The organism is Trinickia sp. (assembly GCF_036503415.1).
Taxonomy (GTDB): domain Bacteria; phylum Pseudomonadota; class Gammaproteobacteria; order Burkholderiales; family Burkholderiaceae; genus Trinickia.
The window spans coordinates 17,127-36,623 of sequence record NZ_DASXWY010000226.1 but is presented as its reverse complement, the minus strand read 5'-3'; the positions used below and the strand labels follow the sequence as shown (position 1 = coordinate 36,623).

At 63.5% G+C, this 19,497-nt stretch carries 14 protein-coding genes; 10 read left to right on the top strand and 4 right to left on the bottom strand.

Annotated elements, in window-relative coordinates:
- Positions 1 to 27 precede the first annotated feature (27 nt).
- The 6 genes from doeA (at position 28) to VGL01_RS25950 (ending at position 6,481) form a co-directional block, all read left to right on the top strand.
- Positions 28 to 1,254: an ectoine hydrolase DoeA gene (doeA, locus tag VGL01_RS25975; RefSeq protein ID WP_331574563.1), complete on the top strand. Its 1,227-nt coding sequence runs from the start codon at positions 28 to 30 to the stop codon at positions 1,252 to 1,254.
- A gap of 6 nt (positions 1,255 to 1,260) precedes the next feature.
- Positions 1,261 to 2,283, top strand: a complete 1,023-nt coding sequence (doeB, locus tag VGL01_RS25970; RefSeq protein WP_331574561.1) for a N(2)-acetyl-L-2,4-diaminobutanoate deacetylase DoeB — start codon at positions 1,261 to 1,263, stop codon at positions 2,281 to 2,283.
- Between the two features lie 33 nt (positions 2,284 to 2,316).
- Entirely contained in the window at positions 2,317 to 2,829 is a 513-nt protein-coding gene (locus VGL01_RS25965) for an Lrp/AsnC family transcriptional regulator (protein WP_331574559.1), read from the top strand.
- A 145-nt stretch (positions 2,830 to 2,974) separates the two neighbouring features.
- Positions 2,975 to 4,459, top strand: a complete 1,485-nt coding sequence (locus VGL01_RS25960) for an NAD-dependent succinate-semialdehyde dehydrogenase (protein WP_331574557.1) — start codon at positions 2,975 to 2,977, stop codon at positions 4,457 to 4,459.
- A 36-nt stretch (positions 4,460 to 4,495) separates the two neighbouring features.
- Complete coding sequence (locus VGL01_RS25955) at positions 4,496 to 5,893, top strand: aspartate aminotransferase family protein (protein WP_331574555.1); 1,398 nt, start codon at positions 4,496 to 4,498, stop codon at positions 5,891 to 5,893.
- 303 nt (positions 5,894 to 6,196) lie between these two features.
- Positions 6,197 to 6,481 carry an H-NS histone family protein gene (locus VGL01_RS25950; RefSeq protein WP_331574553.1) on the top strand — a complete coding sequence of 95 codons (285 nt, stop codon included), beginning with the start codon at positions 6,197 to 6,199 and terminating at the stop codon, positions 6,479 to 6,481.
- 22 nt (positions 6,482 to 6,503) lie between these two features.
- Here VGL01_RS25950 and VGL01_RS25945 read toward each other — a convergent pair whose 3' ends face one another.
- The 3 genes from VGL01_RS25945 to VGL01_RS25935 form a co-directional block, all read right to left on the bottom strand.
- Entirely contained in the window at positions 6,504 to 7,580 is a 1,077-nt protein-coding gene (locus VGL01_RS25945; protein ID WP_331574551.1) for a response regulator, read from the bottom strand.
- A gap of 56 nt (positions 7,581 to 7,636) precedes the next feature.
- Positions 7,637 to 10,477: a hybrid sensor histidine kinase/response regulator gene (locus tag VGL01_RS25940; RefSeq protein WP_331574549.1), complete on the bottom strand. Its 2,841-nt coding sequence runs from the start codon at positions 10,475 to 10,477 to the stop codon at positions 7,637 to 7,639.
- A gap of 293 nt (positions 10,478 to 10,770) precedes the next feature.
- Positions 10,771 to 11,487 (bottom strand): response regulator transcription factor, encoded by a 717-nt coding sequence (locus VGL01_RS25935; RefSeq protein WP_331574547.1) that lies wholly within the window; start codon positions 11,485 to 11,487, stop codon positions 10,771 to 10,773.
- Positions 11,488 to 11,980: 493 nt separating this feature from the next.
- Between VGL01_RS25935 and VGL01_RS25930 the strand changes: the two genes are divergently transcribed.
- From VGL01_RS25930 to VGL01_RS25915, 4 genes are all read left to right on the top strand, one after another.
- A complete protein-coding gene (locus tag VGL01_RS25930) occupies positions 11,981 to 13,276 on the top strand; it encodes a FecR family protein (protein WP_331574545.1) in 1,296 nt (431 codons plus the stop codon).
- Between the two features lie 12 nt (positions 13,277 to 13,288).
- Positions 13,289 to 15,712, top strand: coding sequence for a CHASE2 domain-containing protein (locus VGL01_RS25925; RefSeq protein WP_331574543.1), 2,424 nt, complete (start codon positions 13,289 to 13,291; stop codon positions 15,710 to 15,712).
- Positions 15,713 to 15,772: 60 nt separating this feature from the next.
- Positions 15,773 to 16,381, top strand: a complete 609-nt coding sequence (locus VGL01_RS25920; RefSeq protein WP_331574541.1) for a DUF4136 domain-containing protein — start codon at positions 15,773 to 15,775, stop codon at positions 16,379 to 16,381.
- Positions 16,382 to 16,598: 217 nt separating this feature from the next.
- Entirely contained in the window at positions 16,599 to 18,017 is a 1,419-nt protein-coding gene (locus VGL01_RS25915) for a GGDEF domain-containing protein (RefSeq protein WP_331574539.1), read from the top strand.
- Positions 18,018 to 18,087: 70 nt separating this feature from the next.
- Here the strand turns inward: VGL01_RS25915 and VGL01_RS25910 are convergent, their stop codons facing one another.
- Positions 18,088 to 19,299: an MFS transporter gene (locus tag VGL01_RS25910; protein WP_331574537.1), complete on the bottom strand. Its 1,212-nt coding sequence runs from the start codon at positions 19,297 to 19,299 to the stop codon at positions 18,088 to 18,090.
- Positions 19,300 to 19,497: the final 198 nt, after the last annotated feature.

Below are 19,497 nucleotides of genomic sequence, written 5' to 3'. Positions count from 1 at the left end.
AGACCGGGATCGATGCGAGAGGAGCATATGGCAGAAGACATCCGGCAACAGTTGAAGGGCGAACCCGTGGCGGCGGCCGTACGTCTGCCGTTCGAGCGGAGCGAATACGACGCGCGCATAGCCAAGGCGCGCCGCGCGATGGCGAACTCGGGAATCGATCTGCTGATCGTCACGGACCCAAGCAATATGGCCTGGCTCACGGGGTACGACGGCTGGTCGTTCTACGTGCATCAATGCGTCGTGCTGGCCCACGACGGAGAGCCGATCTGGTTCGGGCGCGGACAGGACGCGAACGGTGCCAAGCGCACGGTCTTCATGGACCATGCGCAGATCGTCGGCTATCCCGACCACTACGTCCAGTCGCGCGAGCGCCATCCGATGGACTACCTCTCGCGCGAGGTGATCGAGGCGCGCGGGTGGGGTGGGTTGCGCATCGGCGTCGAACTCGACAACTACTACTTCAGCGCGGCGGCCTTCGCGTCGCTCGCGCGCAATCTGCCCAACGCAAAGTGGGTCGATGCGACAGGACTCGTCAATTGGCAACGGGCCGTCAAGTCGCCGCGCGAAATCGAATACATGCGGATCGCGGCGCGCATTGTCGAGAAGATGCACGCGCACATCGTCGAGCGTATCGAACCCGGTATGCGCAAAAACGATCTCGTGGCCGAAATTTTTGCAGCGGGCGTGACCGGTGTGGGAGAACACGGCGGCGACTATCCGGCCATCGTGCCGCTTTTGCCGACGGGCGCCGATGCGGCCGCACCGCATCTGACCTGGGACGACACCCCCTTCGCCCGCGATGCGGGGACGTTCTTCGAGATTGCCGGATGCTACCGGCGCTACCACTGCCCGCAATCGCGCACCGTCTATCTCGGCAAGCCGCCGAAGCATTTCGTGGAGGGCGAGCGCGCCGTCGTCGAAGGCATCGAAGCGGGCCTGCAGGCCGCGAAACCGGGCAATACCTGCGAGGACATCGCCAACGCATTCTTCGCCGTACTCAGGAAATTCGGCATCGAGAAGAACAGCCGCTGCGGTTATCCGATCGGTGCAAGCTACCCGCCCGATTGGGGCGAGCGCACGATGAGCTTGCGCCCCGGCGACAAGACTGTACTGGAGCCCGGTATGACGTTCCACTTCATGCCGGGGCTGTGGCTCGACGATTGGGGGCTCGAGATCACGGAGAGCATTCTCATCACGGCGAACGGTGTCGAGACGTTTTGCAACACGCCGCGACGGCTCTTCGTGAAGGAGTGAGGGACGATGCGCGCTTCCCCGATTCAACCGACGATCGACTTCGAAGCCGAAGGCGAACAGCACGGTTTTTTGAAGCTGCCCCACTCGCACGATGCCTCCGCTTGGGGGGCGGTCATGATTCCGATCACGGTGATCAAGCGCGGCGCGGGGCCGACGGCGCTCATTACCGGCGGCAATCATGGCGACGAGTATGAAGGACCGATTGCACTGTCGAAGCTGGCTTCGACACTCAAGGCGAGCGAGATTGCCGGGCGGGTGATCGTCGTGCCGTTCATGAACTACCCTGCGTTTCGCGCGGGCACCCGTACCTCGCCGATCGACAAGGGCAACCTCAATCGCAGCTTTCCGGGGCGTCCCGACGGCACGGTGACCGAGAAAATCGCCGACTATTTTCAGCGCCATCTGCTGCCGCTCGCCGATTACGTGCTCGATATTCACGCGGGCGGCAAGACACTCGACTTCGTACCGTTTGCGGCGGTTCACGTATTGCCGGATGCGCAACAGCAGGCCCGTGCCGACGCCGCGATGCGCGCATTCGGTGCGCCCTACTCGATGCGTATGCTCGAACTCGACAGCGTGGGACTCTTCGATACGGCGGCGGAAGAGGCGGGCAAAGTCTTCGTGACGACGGAACTCGGCGGCGGTGGAAGCGCAAGCGCGTCGAGCGTTCGCATTGCCGAGCGCGGCGTGCGTGGATTTCTCGCTCACGCCGGCATCTGCGATGCCGATGCCGGCGCTCGCGCGGCACCGCGCACGACGACGTTGCTCGATATGCCTGATGGGGATTGCTACACGACGAGCGAGCACGATGGCTTGATCGAGATGTGCAAAGACCTCGGCGATACCGTCGAAGCAGGGGAAGTGCTGGCGCGCGTCCACGACATCACGCGTACGGGCGCGCGGCCCCGCGAGTACCGCGCGCGCCGCGGCGGCATCTTCGCGGCGCGTCACTTTCCAGGTCTGGTCCGGGTGGGCGATACCATCGCGGTGGTGGCCGAGGTCGTCGAACGCGGCATCGCGACGCACTGAGCAGGCGGTCGAATTCACGACGAAGAGCACGCGATGAACGGGAACGGATACAAGCTCGACCGCTACGATCTCGTCATCCTGCGCGTGCTGGCGCGCGACGGCCGGATCACCAAGTCGCGTCTCGCGGAGGAAGTGAATCTCTCGATCTCGCCGGTGTGGGAGCGCGTGCGCCGATTGGAGGACATCGGACTCATCCGCGGCTATCGGGCCGAGATCGATTGGGTGGGAGCGTTCAAGGGAAGCCGCATCGTCGTCGAAGTCACGCTCGCGCGCCACACGGCTCACGATATGCGGCGCTTCGAGGAGCGCATCGCGGCCGCGTCCGAGGTCCAGCAGTGCTATGCGACGGGAGGCGGGGTCGACTATGTCATGCATGTCGCTTCGCGCGATATCGATCACTACCAGCGTTTCATCGATTCGCTGCTCACCGACGAGCTCGGAATCGAGCGCTATTTCACTTACATCGTGACCAAGGTCGTCAAGGCTTCTCCAAGCGACGCGCCGCAGTGGGTCGTGGCGGCGGGCGCGGAGTCCCCCGGCAATTGATCCGGTTTTGCCGCGCTCGGAAAAATTCGTGCAACGGGCCGTTCAAACGAAAAAAAGTGCTTGTGCAGCGGCACAAAACCAAAAATGTCGCGGAGCGTCGGCCGATACAGTGAGAGACATGGATCGATCGACGAAGGAGTCTTCCATGTTGCTGGGCCATCCCGTACTAATGAAGTCGCTTTGCTACATCGACGGACGGTGGGTGCATAGTGACGATGCCAAAACGGTCGCCGTGCTGAATCCGGCGGATCAAAGCCTGCTCGGTCATGTGCCGATGCTGACGCACTCGCAGATCGAAAGCGCGATCGCGGCGGCGCAACGCGCATTCGAGCGTTGGCGCTGGACGCCAGTCAACGAACGCGCGGCGGCGCTTTCGCGTTGGCACGAGCTCGTTGCGCGGCATCGCGACGATCTGGCAGCGATCGTTTCTCTCGAGCAGGGCAAGCCGCTCAAAGAGGCGCGTGGCGAAATCGCCTACGCGGCGAGTTTCATCGACTGGTTCGCTCACGAGGCCAAACGCCTGGCCGGACGCAATATCGCGGCACACATCGACGATGCGCACCCCGGCACGGTCATCGAGCCGGTTGGCGTGGCGGCGCTCATCACGCCGTGGAACTTTCCGGTCGCCATGATCACGCGCAAGGCCGCCGCTGCCCTTGGCGCCGGGTGCACCGTCGTGATCAAGCCGGCCCACGAGACACCGTTCTCGGCCCTGGCGCTCGCGCAGCTCGCGGAAGAGGCTGGATTTGCTCCGGGCGTATTCAACGTGGTGCTCGGCGATCCTCAGATGGCAATGGAGACGCTCGTTCGCGACGCGCGTGTGCGAGCCGTGAGCTTCACGGGATCGACACGCGTCGGTGCGCTCGTGACACGCGCCGCCGCGCGGGCCGGCATCAAAAAGATCGCGCTCGAGCTGGGCGGCAATGCTCCATTCGTCGTCGCGGCGGATGCGAATCTCGAGCAAGCCGTCACGGTTGCCGTTGCGGCGAAGTTTCAGACCTCGGGCCAGGATTGCTGCGCGGCGAACCGGATCCTCGTCGCGCGCGAGCTCTACGACGCATTCGTCGAACGTTATACGCAGGCGGTTCGCGCATTGAAAGTCGGTCCGGCATTCGAAGCCGATGTCGATATCGGTCCGCTCATGCATCAGGCGGCATTCGATGCGACGCTGGCACGCGTGGCCGACGCACGCCAACGCGGCGCGCGCATTACGACGGGCGGCGCGCCGCATCCGTTGGGCGGCTGGTTCTTCGAGCCGACGGTGATCGCCGATGCGGCGCCTGGCATGCGTGTCTACGACGAGGAAAACTTCGCGCCGATCTCGGCCGTCTCATCGTTCGATTCGCTCGACGAAGCGATACGACGGGCGAACGACACCGACTATGGCCTCGCCGCCTACGTCTGTTCGACGAATGTGAACACCATTTTTCAGCTCATTCGCCGGCTCGACTTCGCCATGGTGTCGGTCAACGGCGCGCGATTCACGGGTGCGCCGATTCCGTTCGGCGGCATGAAGGCTTCGGGCCTCGGCCGGGAAGGCGGGAGCGAGGGCTTCGAACCGTTCGTCGAGACCAAATATTTCTGCCTGGGCCAGCTCGGCCTCCCGGCGAGCGAAGCCGCCGCATTCTGAAAACCTGATGCAGCCCGAACTTTTTTGGAGAATCCCATGACTGAATTCGAACGTCTCTTTGCGGCGGACCGCGCCCACTTCATGCACCCGTCGACGCATGCCCACGATCACGCCGCCGGCGTGCTGCCGGGGCGCATCGTCACCGGGGCAAAGGGAATACGTATCGAGGACCACGAGGGGCGCTCGTATATCGACGCCTTCGCGGGCCTGTATTGCGTCAACATCGGCTACGGGCGCACGGAGGTGGCCGAGGCGATTTACGAACAGGCTAAAAAGCTTGCTTATTACCACACGTACGTCGGCCACTCGACCGATACGGTGATCGAACTGTCCGCACGCATCATCGACTGGGCGCCCCAGGGCATGAAGAAGGTCTACTACGGCATGTCCGGCTCGGACGCGAACGAAACACAGATCAAGCTCGTCTGGTACTACAACAATGTGCTCGGACGCCCCAACAAGAAGAAGATCGTTTCTCGCGATCGCGGGTACCACGGTTCCGGCATCGTGACAGGTAGCCTGACCGGTCTGGCGAGCTTTCATCAATGCTTCGATCTGCCGATCGACCGCGTCAAGCATACCGTTTGTCCGCATTGGTACCGCAAGGCGCCGGCCGGCATGAACGAAGCTCAATTCGTCGCCTACTGTGTGGACGAACTCGAAAAGCTCATCGCCCGCGAAGGCGCGGATACCATCGCCGCATTCATTGGCGAACCCGTAATGGGTACGGGCGGCATCGTGCCGCCGCCGGCCGGCTATTGGCCCGCCATCCAGCAAGTCTTGAAAAAGCATGACATTTTGCTGATTGCCGACGAGGTGGTATGCGGTTTCGGGCGACTCGGCTCGAAAATGGGCTCCCAGCATTACGGCATTCAGCCCGATCTGATCACGGTCGCGAAAGGACTGACGAGTGCCTATGCACCGCTTTCCGGCGTGATCGTCGGCGAACGTGTCTGGGACGTCATCGACAAAGCCTCTAGCGAGTTCGGCGCGATGGGGCACGGATGGACCTACTCGGGTCATCCGATTTGCGCGGCGGCGGCGCTCGCCAATCTCGATATTCTCGAGCGCGAGCGCATTGCCGAAAATGCGGCATCGAGCGGAGCCTATCTGCTCGAACGGCTGCATGCGGCGTTCGACGCTCATCCTCTCGTCGGCGAGGTGCGGGGTGCGGGCATGTTGGCCGCGCTCGAGTTCATGGCCGACAAGGACGAGCGGCGTGCGTTCGATACGGGGCTCAAAGTCGGCCCGCGAGTATCGGCCGCGGCGCTGCGGCGCGGACTCATCGCCCGCGCCATGCCCCATGGCGACATTCTCGGCTTCGCACCGCCGCTCATCACGACGCGTGCCGACGTCGACGAGATCGTGCGCCTCGCGCGTGAAGCGGTTGACGAGGTCGCGTCGGAACTCGCCGCTGCCGCGGCAGCGGCGTAAGGCTGCGCGAGCACCGTATCCCCGATCTGCCGAGTCCCCTTTTTTGCGCCCCTTTGCGGGCGCGAAGAGGGGGTTTTGTCTTTTCTTTTGCTTTTTTTTCCGATATCGACGAACGATTCGCAATAATCGCTGCGGCAATGTGCGAATGAGCGGGCGCGAGCATTGCTAGTGCGCGTGTCGAGCGCAATAACGCATATTCGAACCTGGCCGAATGGATGAATATTTCACCGCGCCATTCCACAATTGCCGCAAGCACCGCTAGAATGCGTTCCGTTTGGCTTCTGATATTGGAGGAAAGAGTCCGTGTCGACCTACAAAGAACTACTTGCGAAAAAGCAGGAATTGGATGCGCAAATCGAAGATGCGCGCCGCGCCGAAGCACAGCATGCGCTGCACCAGATTCGCGAAACGATTGCCGCATTCGGCTTTACGCCCGAAGACGTTTTCGGTACGCGCCGTAAGGCCAAACCGACCAATCGCGTGCCGCAATTTCGCGATCCGGAAACCGGCGAAACCTGGGGCGGCCGGGGACCGCGGCCCCGCTGGCTGAAAGGGAAGGACCCCGAGCAATTCCGCGTCGCGCGCTAAAGCCCGCTCTCGCCGGGGCCGCTCAGACGATGGCGCCGGGCAGGAATGCCTCGAGTTTGTCGATCAGCGTCGAGCGGCAAAACGGCTTCACCATGAAATCGGCTGCGCCCGCTCGAACGCTTTCCAGGACCACGGTGCGCCGACTTTCGCCGGCCACCATGATGATCGGAATCTGCGCCAGGGGCTCGACGGATTTGAGGCGGCGGGTCAGCTCCATTCCGCTCAGGTCGGGCAAGTCCACGTCCGTGAGCACGAGATCCGGGCGGCGAGCCCGGATCGCGCGAAAGGCCTGCGCGCCGCTCGCGGCGCAAGTCAGATCGACACGCGTGCCTGCGAGCAACCGTTCGAGCGTGCAGCGCTGCAATCCATCGTCGTCGACGGCTAGCACGTGCGGGCGCAGGTGGCCCGTGATGGCGTTCATCGCGTGCGCCGCGCGCAATTGCGGCCCGAGCGCACTCGCCAACGCCTGGGCGGCGCGGCAAAGCGCGTCCACCGATTCCCCCAGCCGATCGAAGTGACTGCGCAACGCGTCGCCGTCGCCGTTGCGGCAAGGCGTTGCCGCGGCCACCGTGTGCGTCACGTCGACTTGCGCGGCGAACGAGCGGGCGTAGCGTTCCAACGCGGGCTCGAGGCTTGCCAGATGACGCGCATAGGCAGCCAGCCGGCCTGCGGCCGGCGCGTCCGATTGGGCGTTCGACAGCAGGTGCAGCGCATGGTCGATGGCCAGGGCGAGGCGCGGGCCGTCATGGGTCGCGGGCCAGAAGACGACGTAGTCGTCGAATGTGCCTTCCTTGCACGCGTCGTAGACCCGCCGAACATCGTCGGGGCCGCACAGCACGATCGTTTTGTGAGCGGTCTCGTGAACGAGCGTGCTTTCGCCGTAAAGCCGATCGCAGCAACGCTTCGCGCCATCGAGCGTATCGAAGGCCAGCACGAGCACGTTCGGGCGATAGACTTCGAAGTCCGAAGCGATGTCGGCGGGGTTCGTCGAGACGCGCACTGCGGCGAATGTGTCGGCCAGCCTCCGGGCGACGGGCACGGCGTGGTGCACGGTATCGGCTGCAACAAGAATACGCGGATCGTCTCTCAACGGGCTCACCCCTCGGCGCGTCGAGCGCGGGTGCGGCCCCAATGCCTGCCAGCCGACCCTCGTGGCTACGACGGCAAGGCTTGCGAGAGCGCGCGTGCGGCTTCGACGACCTTACTGTAGGCCGCGCCGAATCGAGTGCTCAGTTCGGTAAAAGACATATCCACCGCTTCCCTTGCATCGCTTTCGATGCGCGCGCAGAGCTCGCCGAGGGCGAGCGCGCCGATCGAACGCGACGAAGATTTCAGCTTATGAGCGACGGCAGCGGCCTCAGGGGCGCGTCGCGCGCTCAGATGCTCGAGCAGTTGCTGCGCGAGAGCGGCGGAGCATTCGATGTATTCCGAGAGCAACGCCTGCACCGTTTCGTTGTCGTCGCCGACGATTCCACGCAGGACGCTCAAATCGACGACGGACGAGAAATCGCAGGCTTGCGCCGATTCGACGACGGTGGTCTCTTGCGGAGCGCCGGCTGGCTCGGCGGTGAGGTTATCGGGCGGCGCAGTGTGCTGCGAGGGTGCGAGCCATTGTTCGATAGCCTGCTGCAGTAGTACGAGCTTGAGCGGCTTCGTCAGATAGTCGTCTATGCCGAGCGCTTTGGCGCGGCTCGCCTCCCCATGAATCGCATTGGCCGTCAGTGCCACGATCGGCACGCGCTTGCGTGCTTCGCTGGCCTCCTGGGCGCGGATGGTCTGCGCCAGTTCATAGCCGTCGCGATTCGGCATGTGCAAGTCGGTGAGAATGAGGCCGTACGGTGCCGCAAGCCACATTTGCAGCGCTTCTTCTCCATCGGTTGCCATATCGGCCGTGTAGCCGAGCAATTCGAGCTGTCGCCCGATGACCTTGCGATTGATCTGGTCGTCTTCCGCGACGAGTATCTTGGGCGCGTTCGGCGCCGCCCTCGCGTGCTGACCTTCGGCAACCGCGGCGTCGCCGCGGGCGCTGCAGTGCGGTGCGCTGCGCCCCGCTGCCAGCGCCAGCGCATCGACGAGTGCGCGTCGGCGCAACGCCTGCGCGCCCGCCACCACGGTACCGTCGGGTTCCGACTGCAGCACGAGGCTGCGTCCGGAGGAGATCAGGACGCGGCCCTTCGCCGAGATGGCTGCGCTGTGCCGCATCGCTTCGCCGCAGACGAGGAGTGCGGCGCCGCCGGCGATCGCGAGGCGGTGCTGAGCGTCCTCGACATCCTCGGCGAGTTGCACGTTGACCCCGGCGCTGCGCAGGTAGGTGGCAATATCGTCGGCATTGAATTCGGTTGAGGGCGCAACGATGCACGCGAGTCCGGACAGATCCTGCTGTACGCGCGCCGGTGCATCGGGAACGCGTTCGAGCGGCAGTCTGACGATGAACGTCGATCCCGCGCCGAGTTCGCTCGTCACCGTGATGTCGCCGCCCATCAGTGCGGCGAGCCGGCGACAGATCGCGAGTCCAAGTCCGGTTCCGCCGAAGCGGCGCGTCGTCGAAGTCTCGGCCTGACTGAAGGGGCGGAACAGTTGGGCTTGCATGTCCTGCGACATGCCGATGCCGTTGTCCGAGATCGCAAAGCGAACCGTCGCGCCATCCGGAGCCTCGGGCTCCACCCGCAGCGATACATGCCCAGCGATACCTTCCCGCCCGCCGGAGAATTTGATTGCGTTGCCGACCAGGTTGTAGAGGATTTCCCGCAGGCGGGTATCGTCGGAGAACACGAGCGCGGGCAGCGCGGGCGACACATAGGTGCGCAGCGCAACGCCGCGCGCATCGGCCACTGTGGCAAGCGAAGCAGCCAGCCCATCGACGACATCCTCGATCGCAACGGGCACCGACTCGATCTGGAGCTTGCCGGCTTCGATCTTCGAAAAGTCGAGAATGTCGTCGATGATCCGCAAAAGCGCGGACGCGCAATCGCGGATCGTGAATACCATTTCCTTTTGATCGGCTGTCAGCGGCGAGCGCGCGAGCACTTCCGTCATGCCGATGACGCCGTTCATCGGCGTGCGAATCTCATGACTCATCGTTGCAAGGAACGCGCTTTTCGCGCGCGAGGCGGCTTCCGCGTCCGAGCGGGCCTGGTCGAGCTGTTCGGCTTTGGCTATCTCGCGCTGATGTGCGGCGGCGAGACTGCGCACGAGACCGCGAGTGCGACGATCGGCGAGAACGATCAAGAGCGACAACAACACTGCCGCGATCAGCAGGAACATGCTGCGCAAACGCCATGGCGCGAGAAATTCCTGGGTGGAGTAGCCGACTGCCACGGCAAGCGGGTAGTCGGCAAGCTTCCGATAGCTGACGATGCGGTCCTGGTCGTCCATGTACGACGGCATGTGCAAGTCGCCGGAACGGTGCTGTTCGAGCGCGCGCCGTAGCAGATTGCCGGGCGGCAAGGTTGCGCCGATCGACTTGGACTGGCCCGTCCGAAGCGCGCGGATCACGTAGTCGCGCGTTCCCACGACCGTCACGATGCCATCCTTGCCGATGCGCAGACCGTTATAGAGCTCCGTGAAGTAGGAGGGATCCACCGATACGACGACGACACCGAGAAAATGCCCGTCGTGGCTGTTGATTCGCTGCGACAACTGCAACGAAGGTTTGCCGCTTGCACGCCCGACGATGGGCTTGCCGATCACCAGTGCTGTGCTCGCGTTGTGCAGATGGACCTTGAAATGCTCTCGATCGGAAAGATCGATTGGCTTGAAGCCGGGAATCGTCGACGCACGCAGGAAGCCCTGGGAATCGATGACGGCCACTTGGACGAATACGTCGAGCTTCAGCAAGCCCGAATCCACGTAATAGGCAAGGGGGATCGAAACGCCGTCATTTTGAACCTGCCACGAAACGAGCGCGGCGACCTGTTCGGCTTCCCGCATGACGCGCACGGTATGAGCGGCAAGCGCGTCGGAAAGCGCGGTCGCGCCTGCGCGAGCGTTGCTCATTTCCACATGCTCGTCCCATGCGGTCAAGATGCCGAGCGCAAGCCAGAGCGCTGCAATAAGCAGGTAACTTTGCAGCCCCAGGCTGCGGGTGCGCAAACCGCCCCTGGCATTTGCGCGGCGACGCGGTCGTGCCTGCGGCGTTTCGATATGCGGACCGGTTGTGGCATCCACCATTTGATCGACAATCCCCCGGAAAACCGTCGACCCGGTGCCAAACGGGCGCGACTATCTCCAATAACGGCGCGACGCCGCAAAAGTTGATACGGGATTGCCGCAGGGGTTGAGGACCGGCCCTACTCGGCGGGCTTGTCGCCTGTCAGCGGCGCCACGATGTCGAGCCGATAGCCATGCCCATAAACGGGGGTGAGTCGGAACCCATTTTCGGGGCGGAGCTGGAGTTTCGAACGAACTCTGGACATGTGGGTGTCCAGCGTGCGCGATATGGCATCGGGGGGCTGCCCCCAGACTACGCCGCCGATATGTTCCCGCGACAGGATGCGTCCGATGTACTGAAACATGAGCAGTGCGAGGTCGAACTCACGGCTCGTCAGTTCGATCGGCACGCCTGCGAGAAAACACGTCCGGGTCGCCGCATCGATCCGATAACGGCCGACTTCGATCGGTGCGGGCGTCGATGCCGTATTGGGGCGCGTGCGGCGCGCAAGCGCGTCGATGCGCGCGATGAATTCGCCCTCGCGGATGGGCTTGATGATGTAATCGTCGGCGCCCGCGCCCAGTGCCGACACGATGTCGCGTTCCTCCGAGCGGCTCGTCATGAATATCACCGGCACGCGCTCTGTCAGGTTGGAGCGTGCCCATTGCAAAACCTGATGTCCCGTTACTCCCGGCACCTGCCAATCGAGCAGCAGCATGTCGAAGGTTTCGCGCTTCAGTTGGCGAATCAGCTGGCTTCCATCGACGAATATCCGGCATTCATGGCCTTTGTCAGACAAAATCTCGCTAACACGTTCAATCTGGCTTTCATCGTCTTCCAGATAGGCAATCTTCACTGTCCACTCCCGGTGATCGGGCCAACGGGTTCTCGTCGAAATGTCCTTTTGCAGGGCTCGCGCATTTTAGCGCCGGATGCCACGACGAGCACTACGCTCCGCCGCGCTCAAGCGCAAAATGGATCGCAGTTAACAATTGTTAAGAGTTCGTGGCATGGGAGGCAAACGTTTGTAGTCGATGCGAGCAGTCGCGATCGATCGGAAAATCGACGATGGACGGGATTACCCGTGCCCCAAATGGGGCTAATGGATTGGCTTGTAACACGCAAATCGTTGAAAAAATGAATAGGTCTGCGTAATATCTGGAGACTCCTACTTTTTCCGTCTGATGCCACCGCAACCTCGTCAATATCTGCGTCGCGTAAAATACTGGCCGGCGGCCCATTCAATCGAGCCGTTTGCAGCTCGCACGATGGCGTTGACGGTCTTATTCGCGTGCCTTTCATGTGTGCCGCCCGACGTTTTCGCGCAAGCGCCAGCAAATCAATCGGCGATGATTTCTTATGCGGCGCAGCGCGGCGATACGCTATATACCGTTGCGCAAAGGTACCTGCAAGAAATCGATGATTGGCGCGTAATTGCGCGCATCAATCGGGTGCCGGCTCCCCGGCAACTGAAGCCTGGCACCACGCTGCGCCTTCCCGTCGCGTTGTTGCGGCGCGAGCCGCTCGCTGCGCGTGTCGTTGCCACGAGCGGAAATGCGACTTACGCAATCGGCAACGCCCCGCCGTTGCCGCTCGTGCCCGGCGTCTCGCTGAGCGAGGGCGATTCGATCGCGACCGGTAAAACCGGGTTTGCGACGATCGAGTTCGACGACGGCTCCCATGTCAGTCTTGCCCACGAAACGGTGGTGACGCTCGCAACATTGACTCGCACGCTGCTCGGCGAGGCGAGCGAACGCCGCCTCGAGTTGCGGCGCGGCGAAGTCGAAAGCGAAGTGACGCACGCGAAGAAGCCGCGCGACCGGTTCGAGATACGCGCGGCGCCGATTGTGGCGGGCGTGCGCGGAACCCACTTTCGGGTGAACGGCGGTGAGCAGACGTCGGCGGTCGAAGTGCTCGACGGCGCCGTTGCGGTCGCCGCGGCTGCGGCTGCAGCACCCGCTAACTCGTCGCAAGGCGATGGCACGCTGGGCGTGCCGTCCGCGGGCGCCCAACTGGTGCCGGCCGGCTTCGGCAGCCTGACCCGCTCGGGGCGCGCAGTAGGAACACCGGTCGCGCTGTTGCCCGCGCCCGAGCTCGTGCATCCGGGGCGCATACAGGACGGCGCGGAAGTGGACTTCGAACTCGCGGCGCTCGAGGGGGCGCGCCAATACCGGGTCGAGATCGCACGGGACGCCGGCATGTTGGACCGGCTGAAGGAGACACGGATCGAAGCACGCGGCGAAGCACCGCATGCGAGCCTGGGCGAACTACCGGACGGCAACTATTTCGTGCGCGTTTCCGCCATCGATGACGCGGGCCTGGAGGGAATGGCGCGCGTGTACGCACTCGAGCGCCGCCGTATGCAGCTCGCTGCCTCGGCGATGCGTTCGCCGGGCTCGCGCGAATACACTTTTCGCTGGTTCGCGAGCCGCACTGGCGTGCCAACGCGATATCGTTTCATCTTGTCGCGCGACGAAGATCTGCGCGAGCCGCTGGTCGACGAAGTCGACATATCGACGGACCACATCGTCGTCGCGGGGCTGCGCGAGGGCGTTTATTACTGGACCGTCGTAGCTGAACAATTCGAGAACGGCCAATTCTACGAGACGGCATCGCGCGTGCGTTCATTTACGCTCGCCAAGTGAACGAGTTCTCAAATGAGCCATGACTCGGTGCGCGGATCCCCGGCGAGCTCGAGCAATGATGAATCCTCTCGCCGATGGGGCCCGGAGGCGAAACGTTATCTGATCGAGTGGTTGGCGATAGGCTTTTTCACGATCCTGATCGTCGTGCTGGCCGTCATGAGGCAGGCGACGGCCGGGCTCGATCGCATGGTGTACGACCACATGCTGTCGTTTTCTTCACGCCCCGTGGTGCCCGACATCGCGATCGTGGAAATGGACGACGAAAGCATTGCCAAATTCGGGCGCTGGCCGTGGCCGCGCGACCTGCAAGCGCGCGTTCTCGACGCCGTGGGAAAAAGCGGCGCGGCGGCTGTGGTCTACGACGTGCTGCTCACGGAGCCGACGCCGAACGACCAGGTCCTGGCCGATGCCATCCGTGCCGTGCCGACGTATCTTCCGGTGTTGCTCGCCCACGCGGAAGACCGCGCGTCGGACATCGCCGTCGTGCCCGTCGGGCCGATCGCGCGGGCAGCGGCGGGAATGGGGCATATCGACCTGGACGCCGATCCCGACAGCGTTGTCCGCTCGATCGATCCGGACGAGGGCGGGGATGCGTCGCGCTGGCCGTATATCGATATGCTCGTCTACGACGCCATTCGAAGCGGCAAACTTCCGCTGGCGCACGGACGCTACATTGCGCGCGACGCTGCCGGGGGCATGCTGCCGACGCACCCCGTATTGATCCCGTTCGGTTCGAACGCGTCCGCACGTCTACGTATCTCGGCAGCCAAGCTGTTGAGCGGTGCCGTGGCCCCCGGGGCCTTGCGCGGAAAGATCGTTTTTGTCGGCGTGACCGCGGAGGGCCTGTCGGGCAACTACGCGACGCCCGTTTCGGGGAGGATCGGCACGTTGTCCGATGTCGAAGTCCACGCTGAAGTGCTGGACGCATTGCTGTCGGACCGCATCATCTCGCCCGTGACGGCCGGCTGGGTCGTGGCGGCCTCGCTGATTCCTTTGGTGGTGCTGCTCGCGGGCGTGTTCGTGCTTTCGCCATGGCGCTCGCTCGTATTGACCCTCGCGCTGGGCGCAGCATCGCTCGCGATGAGCGCGCTGCTGCTGCATGGGGCGCGCGTCTGGATTCCGCCCGTGCCCGCCTTGCTCGGATTGAGCGTGCTCTACCCGTTGTGGAGCTGGCGCCGGCTCGAAATGACGATGTCCCGCTTGCGCCGCGAACTCAGGCAGCTCGACGCCGAACCGCACCTGTTACCTGAGTCACCGGCGCCGTCGCAACGCTTCGGCGGCGATGTGCTCGAGCGCCAGATCGCGCTCGTCGAGCGTGCCGCGCACCGCCTGCAAGATATGAAGCGTTTCGTGTGGGACAGTCTGAACAGCGTGCCCGAACCCGTGATCGTAGCGGATAGACAGGGCATCGTCGTACTTTCCAACAAGGCCGCGCGCTCGCATTTCGTACGTATTGCCAGCCCTGACCCGCGGGGCCGTCCGCTTACCGATGTACTCGGCGAATTCACGCTGATCAAGGCGATCGGAGCGGGGCTCGAAGAAGAGGCCGAACTGCGCGCGCGTTGGCCGGCAGTGCTGGATCCGAGAGGGCCTCGCGTCGGTATCGTGAAGCGTGGACTGGAGGTGCGCGATCCGTCCGGGCACGACTATCTGCTGCGTTACGCCCGTTGCAGAAGCGAGCAAGGCGAAGAGTCGGGCAGCTGGGTGGCGGGGCTCGTCGAAGTGACGGCGCTTCACGCGGCAGAGCGGGGGCGCGAAGATGCGCTGCGCCTGTTGTCGCACGATATGCGCTCGCGGCATGCATCGATCCTCGCGCTCGTCGAGCTCGAGCGCACGAGCAGCGACTCGGAGCGTACGCGCATGTTGCTGGAACGCATCGAACGACACGCGCACCGCGCACTGAAACTCGCGGACGATTTCGTTCAGCTCGCGCGTGCCGAATCGCAGACCTATTCACTCGAGCCGACGAATCTCGCCGATATCGTCGCCGACGCCGGCGACGAGTTGTGGCCGCAGGCGCGCACCAAGAGCATAGGCGTCGATATGAATCTCGGCGACAGGGAATACTGGGTAGCGGCCGATCGATCGCTCATGACGCGTGCTATCGCAAACGTCATCAACAACGCGATCAAGTACAGCCCGAACGATACAGTGGTCAAGGTATCCGTGGCCGCGGCGCCGCCGCACCGCGTCCAATGCACGGTCGCCGATGAGGGCTATGGCATCCCATTGGCGATGCAGCGTCATTTGTTCGAACCGTTTCGGCGGTTCCAGGCACCGGGGCAGCCGGCCTCCGGTGGAGCGGGGCTCGGCATGGCGTTCATCAAGACGGTGGTGATGCGGCATGGCGGCGAGGTACGCGTCGAAAGCGAGCCGGGACGCGGCACGACCGTCACGATATGGCTGCCGGCAGCGGACGAGCCGGCTGCCGAATAGCGGTCGGCGGATGCACAGGGACGCTGACGGTAGCGCCAAGAGAAAAGAGGAGATTGAATTTTGAAAGCGGGATGGTTCGCAATGGGGTTTGCCGTGGCGATGCTGGCGGGGTGTGCCGGCATCGAATCGGATGTGAGGGCGTCGTTACCCGACGCGTCGGCCCTGGACGCGGGGCCGCGCACTTATGTGCTTGCCGATTCGCCCGTGACGCCGGCCAGCGCGGATGCCGCTCGGTACGAGTCGGCCATTGCCGATGCGCTTGCGACGCACGGCTTCGATGCGGCGCCCGAGGCTCGCGCGCGTTTGCGCGTTTCGTTTGCCTATGACACGCATGCTCAGTCCGTGTCGATAGTCGATGACGCCTGCGCGGCGCAAGCGCCGTGCGAGCCGCGGCAGCCCGCATGGTCGTTTCGATGGCCCGGCCGCGAACGCTTCGTCCACTCGTTGACGTTGCGCTTTTTCGATCGTGCGTCCGGCCGGGAAGTCTATAAGGTCAGCGCATCGAGCCGCGATGGCGAGGCCGAATCGCCTTCGGCCATCACGTACCTCGTGCAAAGCGCATTCGCTCGGATGCCTTATAACGGCAGTTCCCGCTGGCGTGTCCGATTGCGCCCTGGCGAGAACGGAAATATGCCGTCGATCGTATCCATCGCACCCGATTCACGCTGACGCGCATCCCGAGGCGCATTCAGACAGAAGGGTTCGAATATCGCGGAACCGGTTTTCAAACGTTTGCGGAATGCCGATTGAAAGAATGCGGCGACGCGAAACCGAATAATCGACCATAGGGACCGCAATCTTCCGTAGAATGCAAAAGCGCCGCTGCGAGGCCGTCGTGGCGGCGTCCATTGCCGACTGAGAGACAACGAGAGAGCGGGCCAATACCATGAGCGAAACGACAGGGCTCACGAAAGAACGCGACGCACCCGAGCAGATCGTCCGTGGCGTCACACGTTGGTACGCCGGTTTCCTGGTGATTGCATTCGCCTTGTTACCGGCTTATTTGATTGCCTACCTGCATTTTTTTCAGGATCCCCGGCTTTTATTCGAAGACCACACGTTCCACGAGATTGCGATTGCACTCGCCACGTTGGAAGGGATTTTCGTCTGCTACGTGACATGGCAGTGTTACCGGCGCTCGGGCGATCCGATCTTGCGCTGGTTGACACTGGGTTTTGCGGGGTTTGTCATCGTCTACGCGCCGCATGGCGCATTCACTCCGCTCGCACACCACGACATGTGGCTGTTCCTGTTGTATGGCCCGGTTTCACGGCTCGTGATGGCGGTTCTGTTGTTTATCGGCTTGCTTTCGTACCGTGCGGACTCCGAGCCCGATCCGGCCGCGCGACGGCATGACCGCATGTTCTGGGCCGCATGGCTCGTGGGCTTCGTCGTCGTCGATTTGCTCGTTGCGGTGCTCGCCAATACGCCGTTCGCCGGTACGCTTGCGACCCGGCTCATCCTCGAAGGCGGCGCGATGCTCGTATCGCTCGTGAACGTCGGCTGTCTTCTTGCCCGGAGAATCCGCTCGCCGCTGATGCAGATATTTGGAATCTCGGTGATGGCTTTCGCGTTGTCGTCGCTGGCATTCCTGCTTGGCAAGCCCTGGAATCACATGTGGTGGCTTGCCCATGCAATCTTCGCCGGCGGTTTCTTTCTGCTCAGCTATGGAATCGTTCAGGCATTCCATGCGGCCGGCTCGTTTTCCGCCATCTACAGTCGCGAGGAATTGATGGCGCGTTTGCAAGAGTCGATGGCGCGAACGGAAACTGCGCTGCGCGAGCTGCAGCGCAGTAACGTGAAGCTGGAGCAACTCGCCGTGGCGGATCCGCTCACCGGTGCCGTCAACCGCAAGGCGTTCATCAATCGGATCGAACGGGAAATAGAACGGGCCAAGCTGGGCAGCGCGCCGTTTTCGTTGCTGGCGCTCGACCTCGACAATTTTCGACGCATCAACGATCGGTTCGGCCGGGATATGGGCGATCAGGTGCTGCGTAACGTGGTCGACATCTGTCTCGATGCGATCCGTCCATTCGAAGGCGTCGCCCGCGTCGCCGGCGAGGAGTTCATGGTGCTGATTCCGCGCGGCGCGCTCGATACCGCGCTGATGGCCGGCGAGCGAATTCGCGCGGCGGTGCAGGCAACGCCGTTCGTAAGCGGCAACGATCGCTTTTCCGTCACGGTCAGCATTGGCATTGCCCAGTTCCCGCACGACGGCACGACGAGCGAGGCGCTCATGCGTGCCGCGGACGAGCGGTTGAGTCGCGCAAAGGATCACGGCCGCAATTGCGTGATCGCGGTCTAGCACGGCGGACGTGGCCGCCTCGATGGATCTTCTCGAACCGCTGCGCGCTCGTTGAGCTGTCTGAGCTGTCTCAAGCGCGAGGTTCCCCGGCGTGCGCGGCGGGTGCGAAAGCGCACATCGCGAGCGGCGCCGCGGCAAGCGCGGCGCTTGCCCAAAACGTAGCGGGCGCGCCGTATCGTTCCCAAAGCCAGCCGGCCAGTATGCTCGAGAGCAGCATCGATGCGCCGCTGACCAGATTGAAGATGCCGAACGCCGTGCCCCGTAGCGCGGCCGGCGATGCGTCGGCTACCATCGCGGCGAAAATGCCTTGGGTAAAACCCATATGCAGCCCCCATAGCGCCACACCGGCAAAGACGAACGGTGCGGACGCTGCGTGGCCCAGTGTCAGGTCCGCGCCCATCAGCAACGCAAGGCCGGCAGCCAGGAGGACGCGGCGGTCGAGCCGGTCCGAAAGCTTGCCCACAGGGTAGGCCGACAGTGCATAGGTCAGGCTCATGACCGCCATCACCGCAGGCACCCAGGCGAGATCGAAGCCTGCCTGTTGTGCGCGCAGGACGAGAAATGCCTCGCTGAACCGCGCGAGCGTGAATGCCGCGCCAACGACGACGACGAACCAATAGCGGCCCGGGAACCCCCGCACAGCACGCCACTCGAGCGGCGAGCGAAACGTCCGGGCGCCGGCCGGGAGCTCGGGTTCTTCGACGCCGAAGAACAGCAGTCCCACACAAATGAAGGCGGGAGCAACGGCGAACCACAGCACGGTGCGAATACGGTCATCGAAGGCGAACATCAATGCCATGGCCAGCAACGGGCCCGCAACCGCGCCAACCGTGTCCATCGATTGGCGCAGCCCGAAGCAGGCGCCGCGAATATCGGGTGGCGCCACATCGGCCACCAGCGCGTCGCGAGGGGCACCGCGTATGCCTTTGCCCAGCCGATCGACGAGACGCGCGATCGCAACGACGAATGGCGTGGTTGCCAGCGGGAAAAGCGGCTTGGTCAACGCGGCGAGTCCATAACCCACCAGCAGCAAGCCTTTGCGTTTTCCCAGCCAGTCGCTCAATGGCCCGGAAAACACCTTGACGATCATCGTCGTTGCTTCCGCGGCGCCCTCGAGCGCACCGAGGGCAACCACGCTCATGCCCATCGTCGATACCAGAAAGATCGGCAACAAGGCGTGGATCAATTCCGACGACAGGTCCATGAACAGGCTGACGAATCCGAGCGCCCAGACGGTGCGGGGTATGCGGGGGCGGCTCAGTGAAGATCGCGGTGCATTCATCGGCAAGTGTGCTTTCGGTGGGGGGCGTAGGCGCTCGGCCACGGGCAGGTGGGCGAGGAACCGATTGTGTCATGAACCCTTCATTCGATAGGGGCGAGGCCTGTCATCGCGTGGCTGACGTCGCTTCGCTTTGCTTCGCGTCGCGTTGCGTTTCTTCGCTTCATTGCTTCGGTGTCCCAAACAACCGGGTAGCGTTTC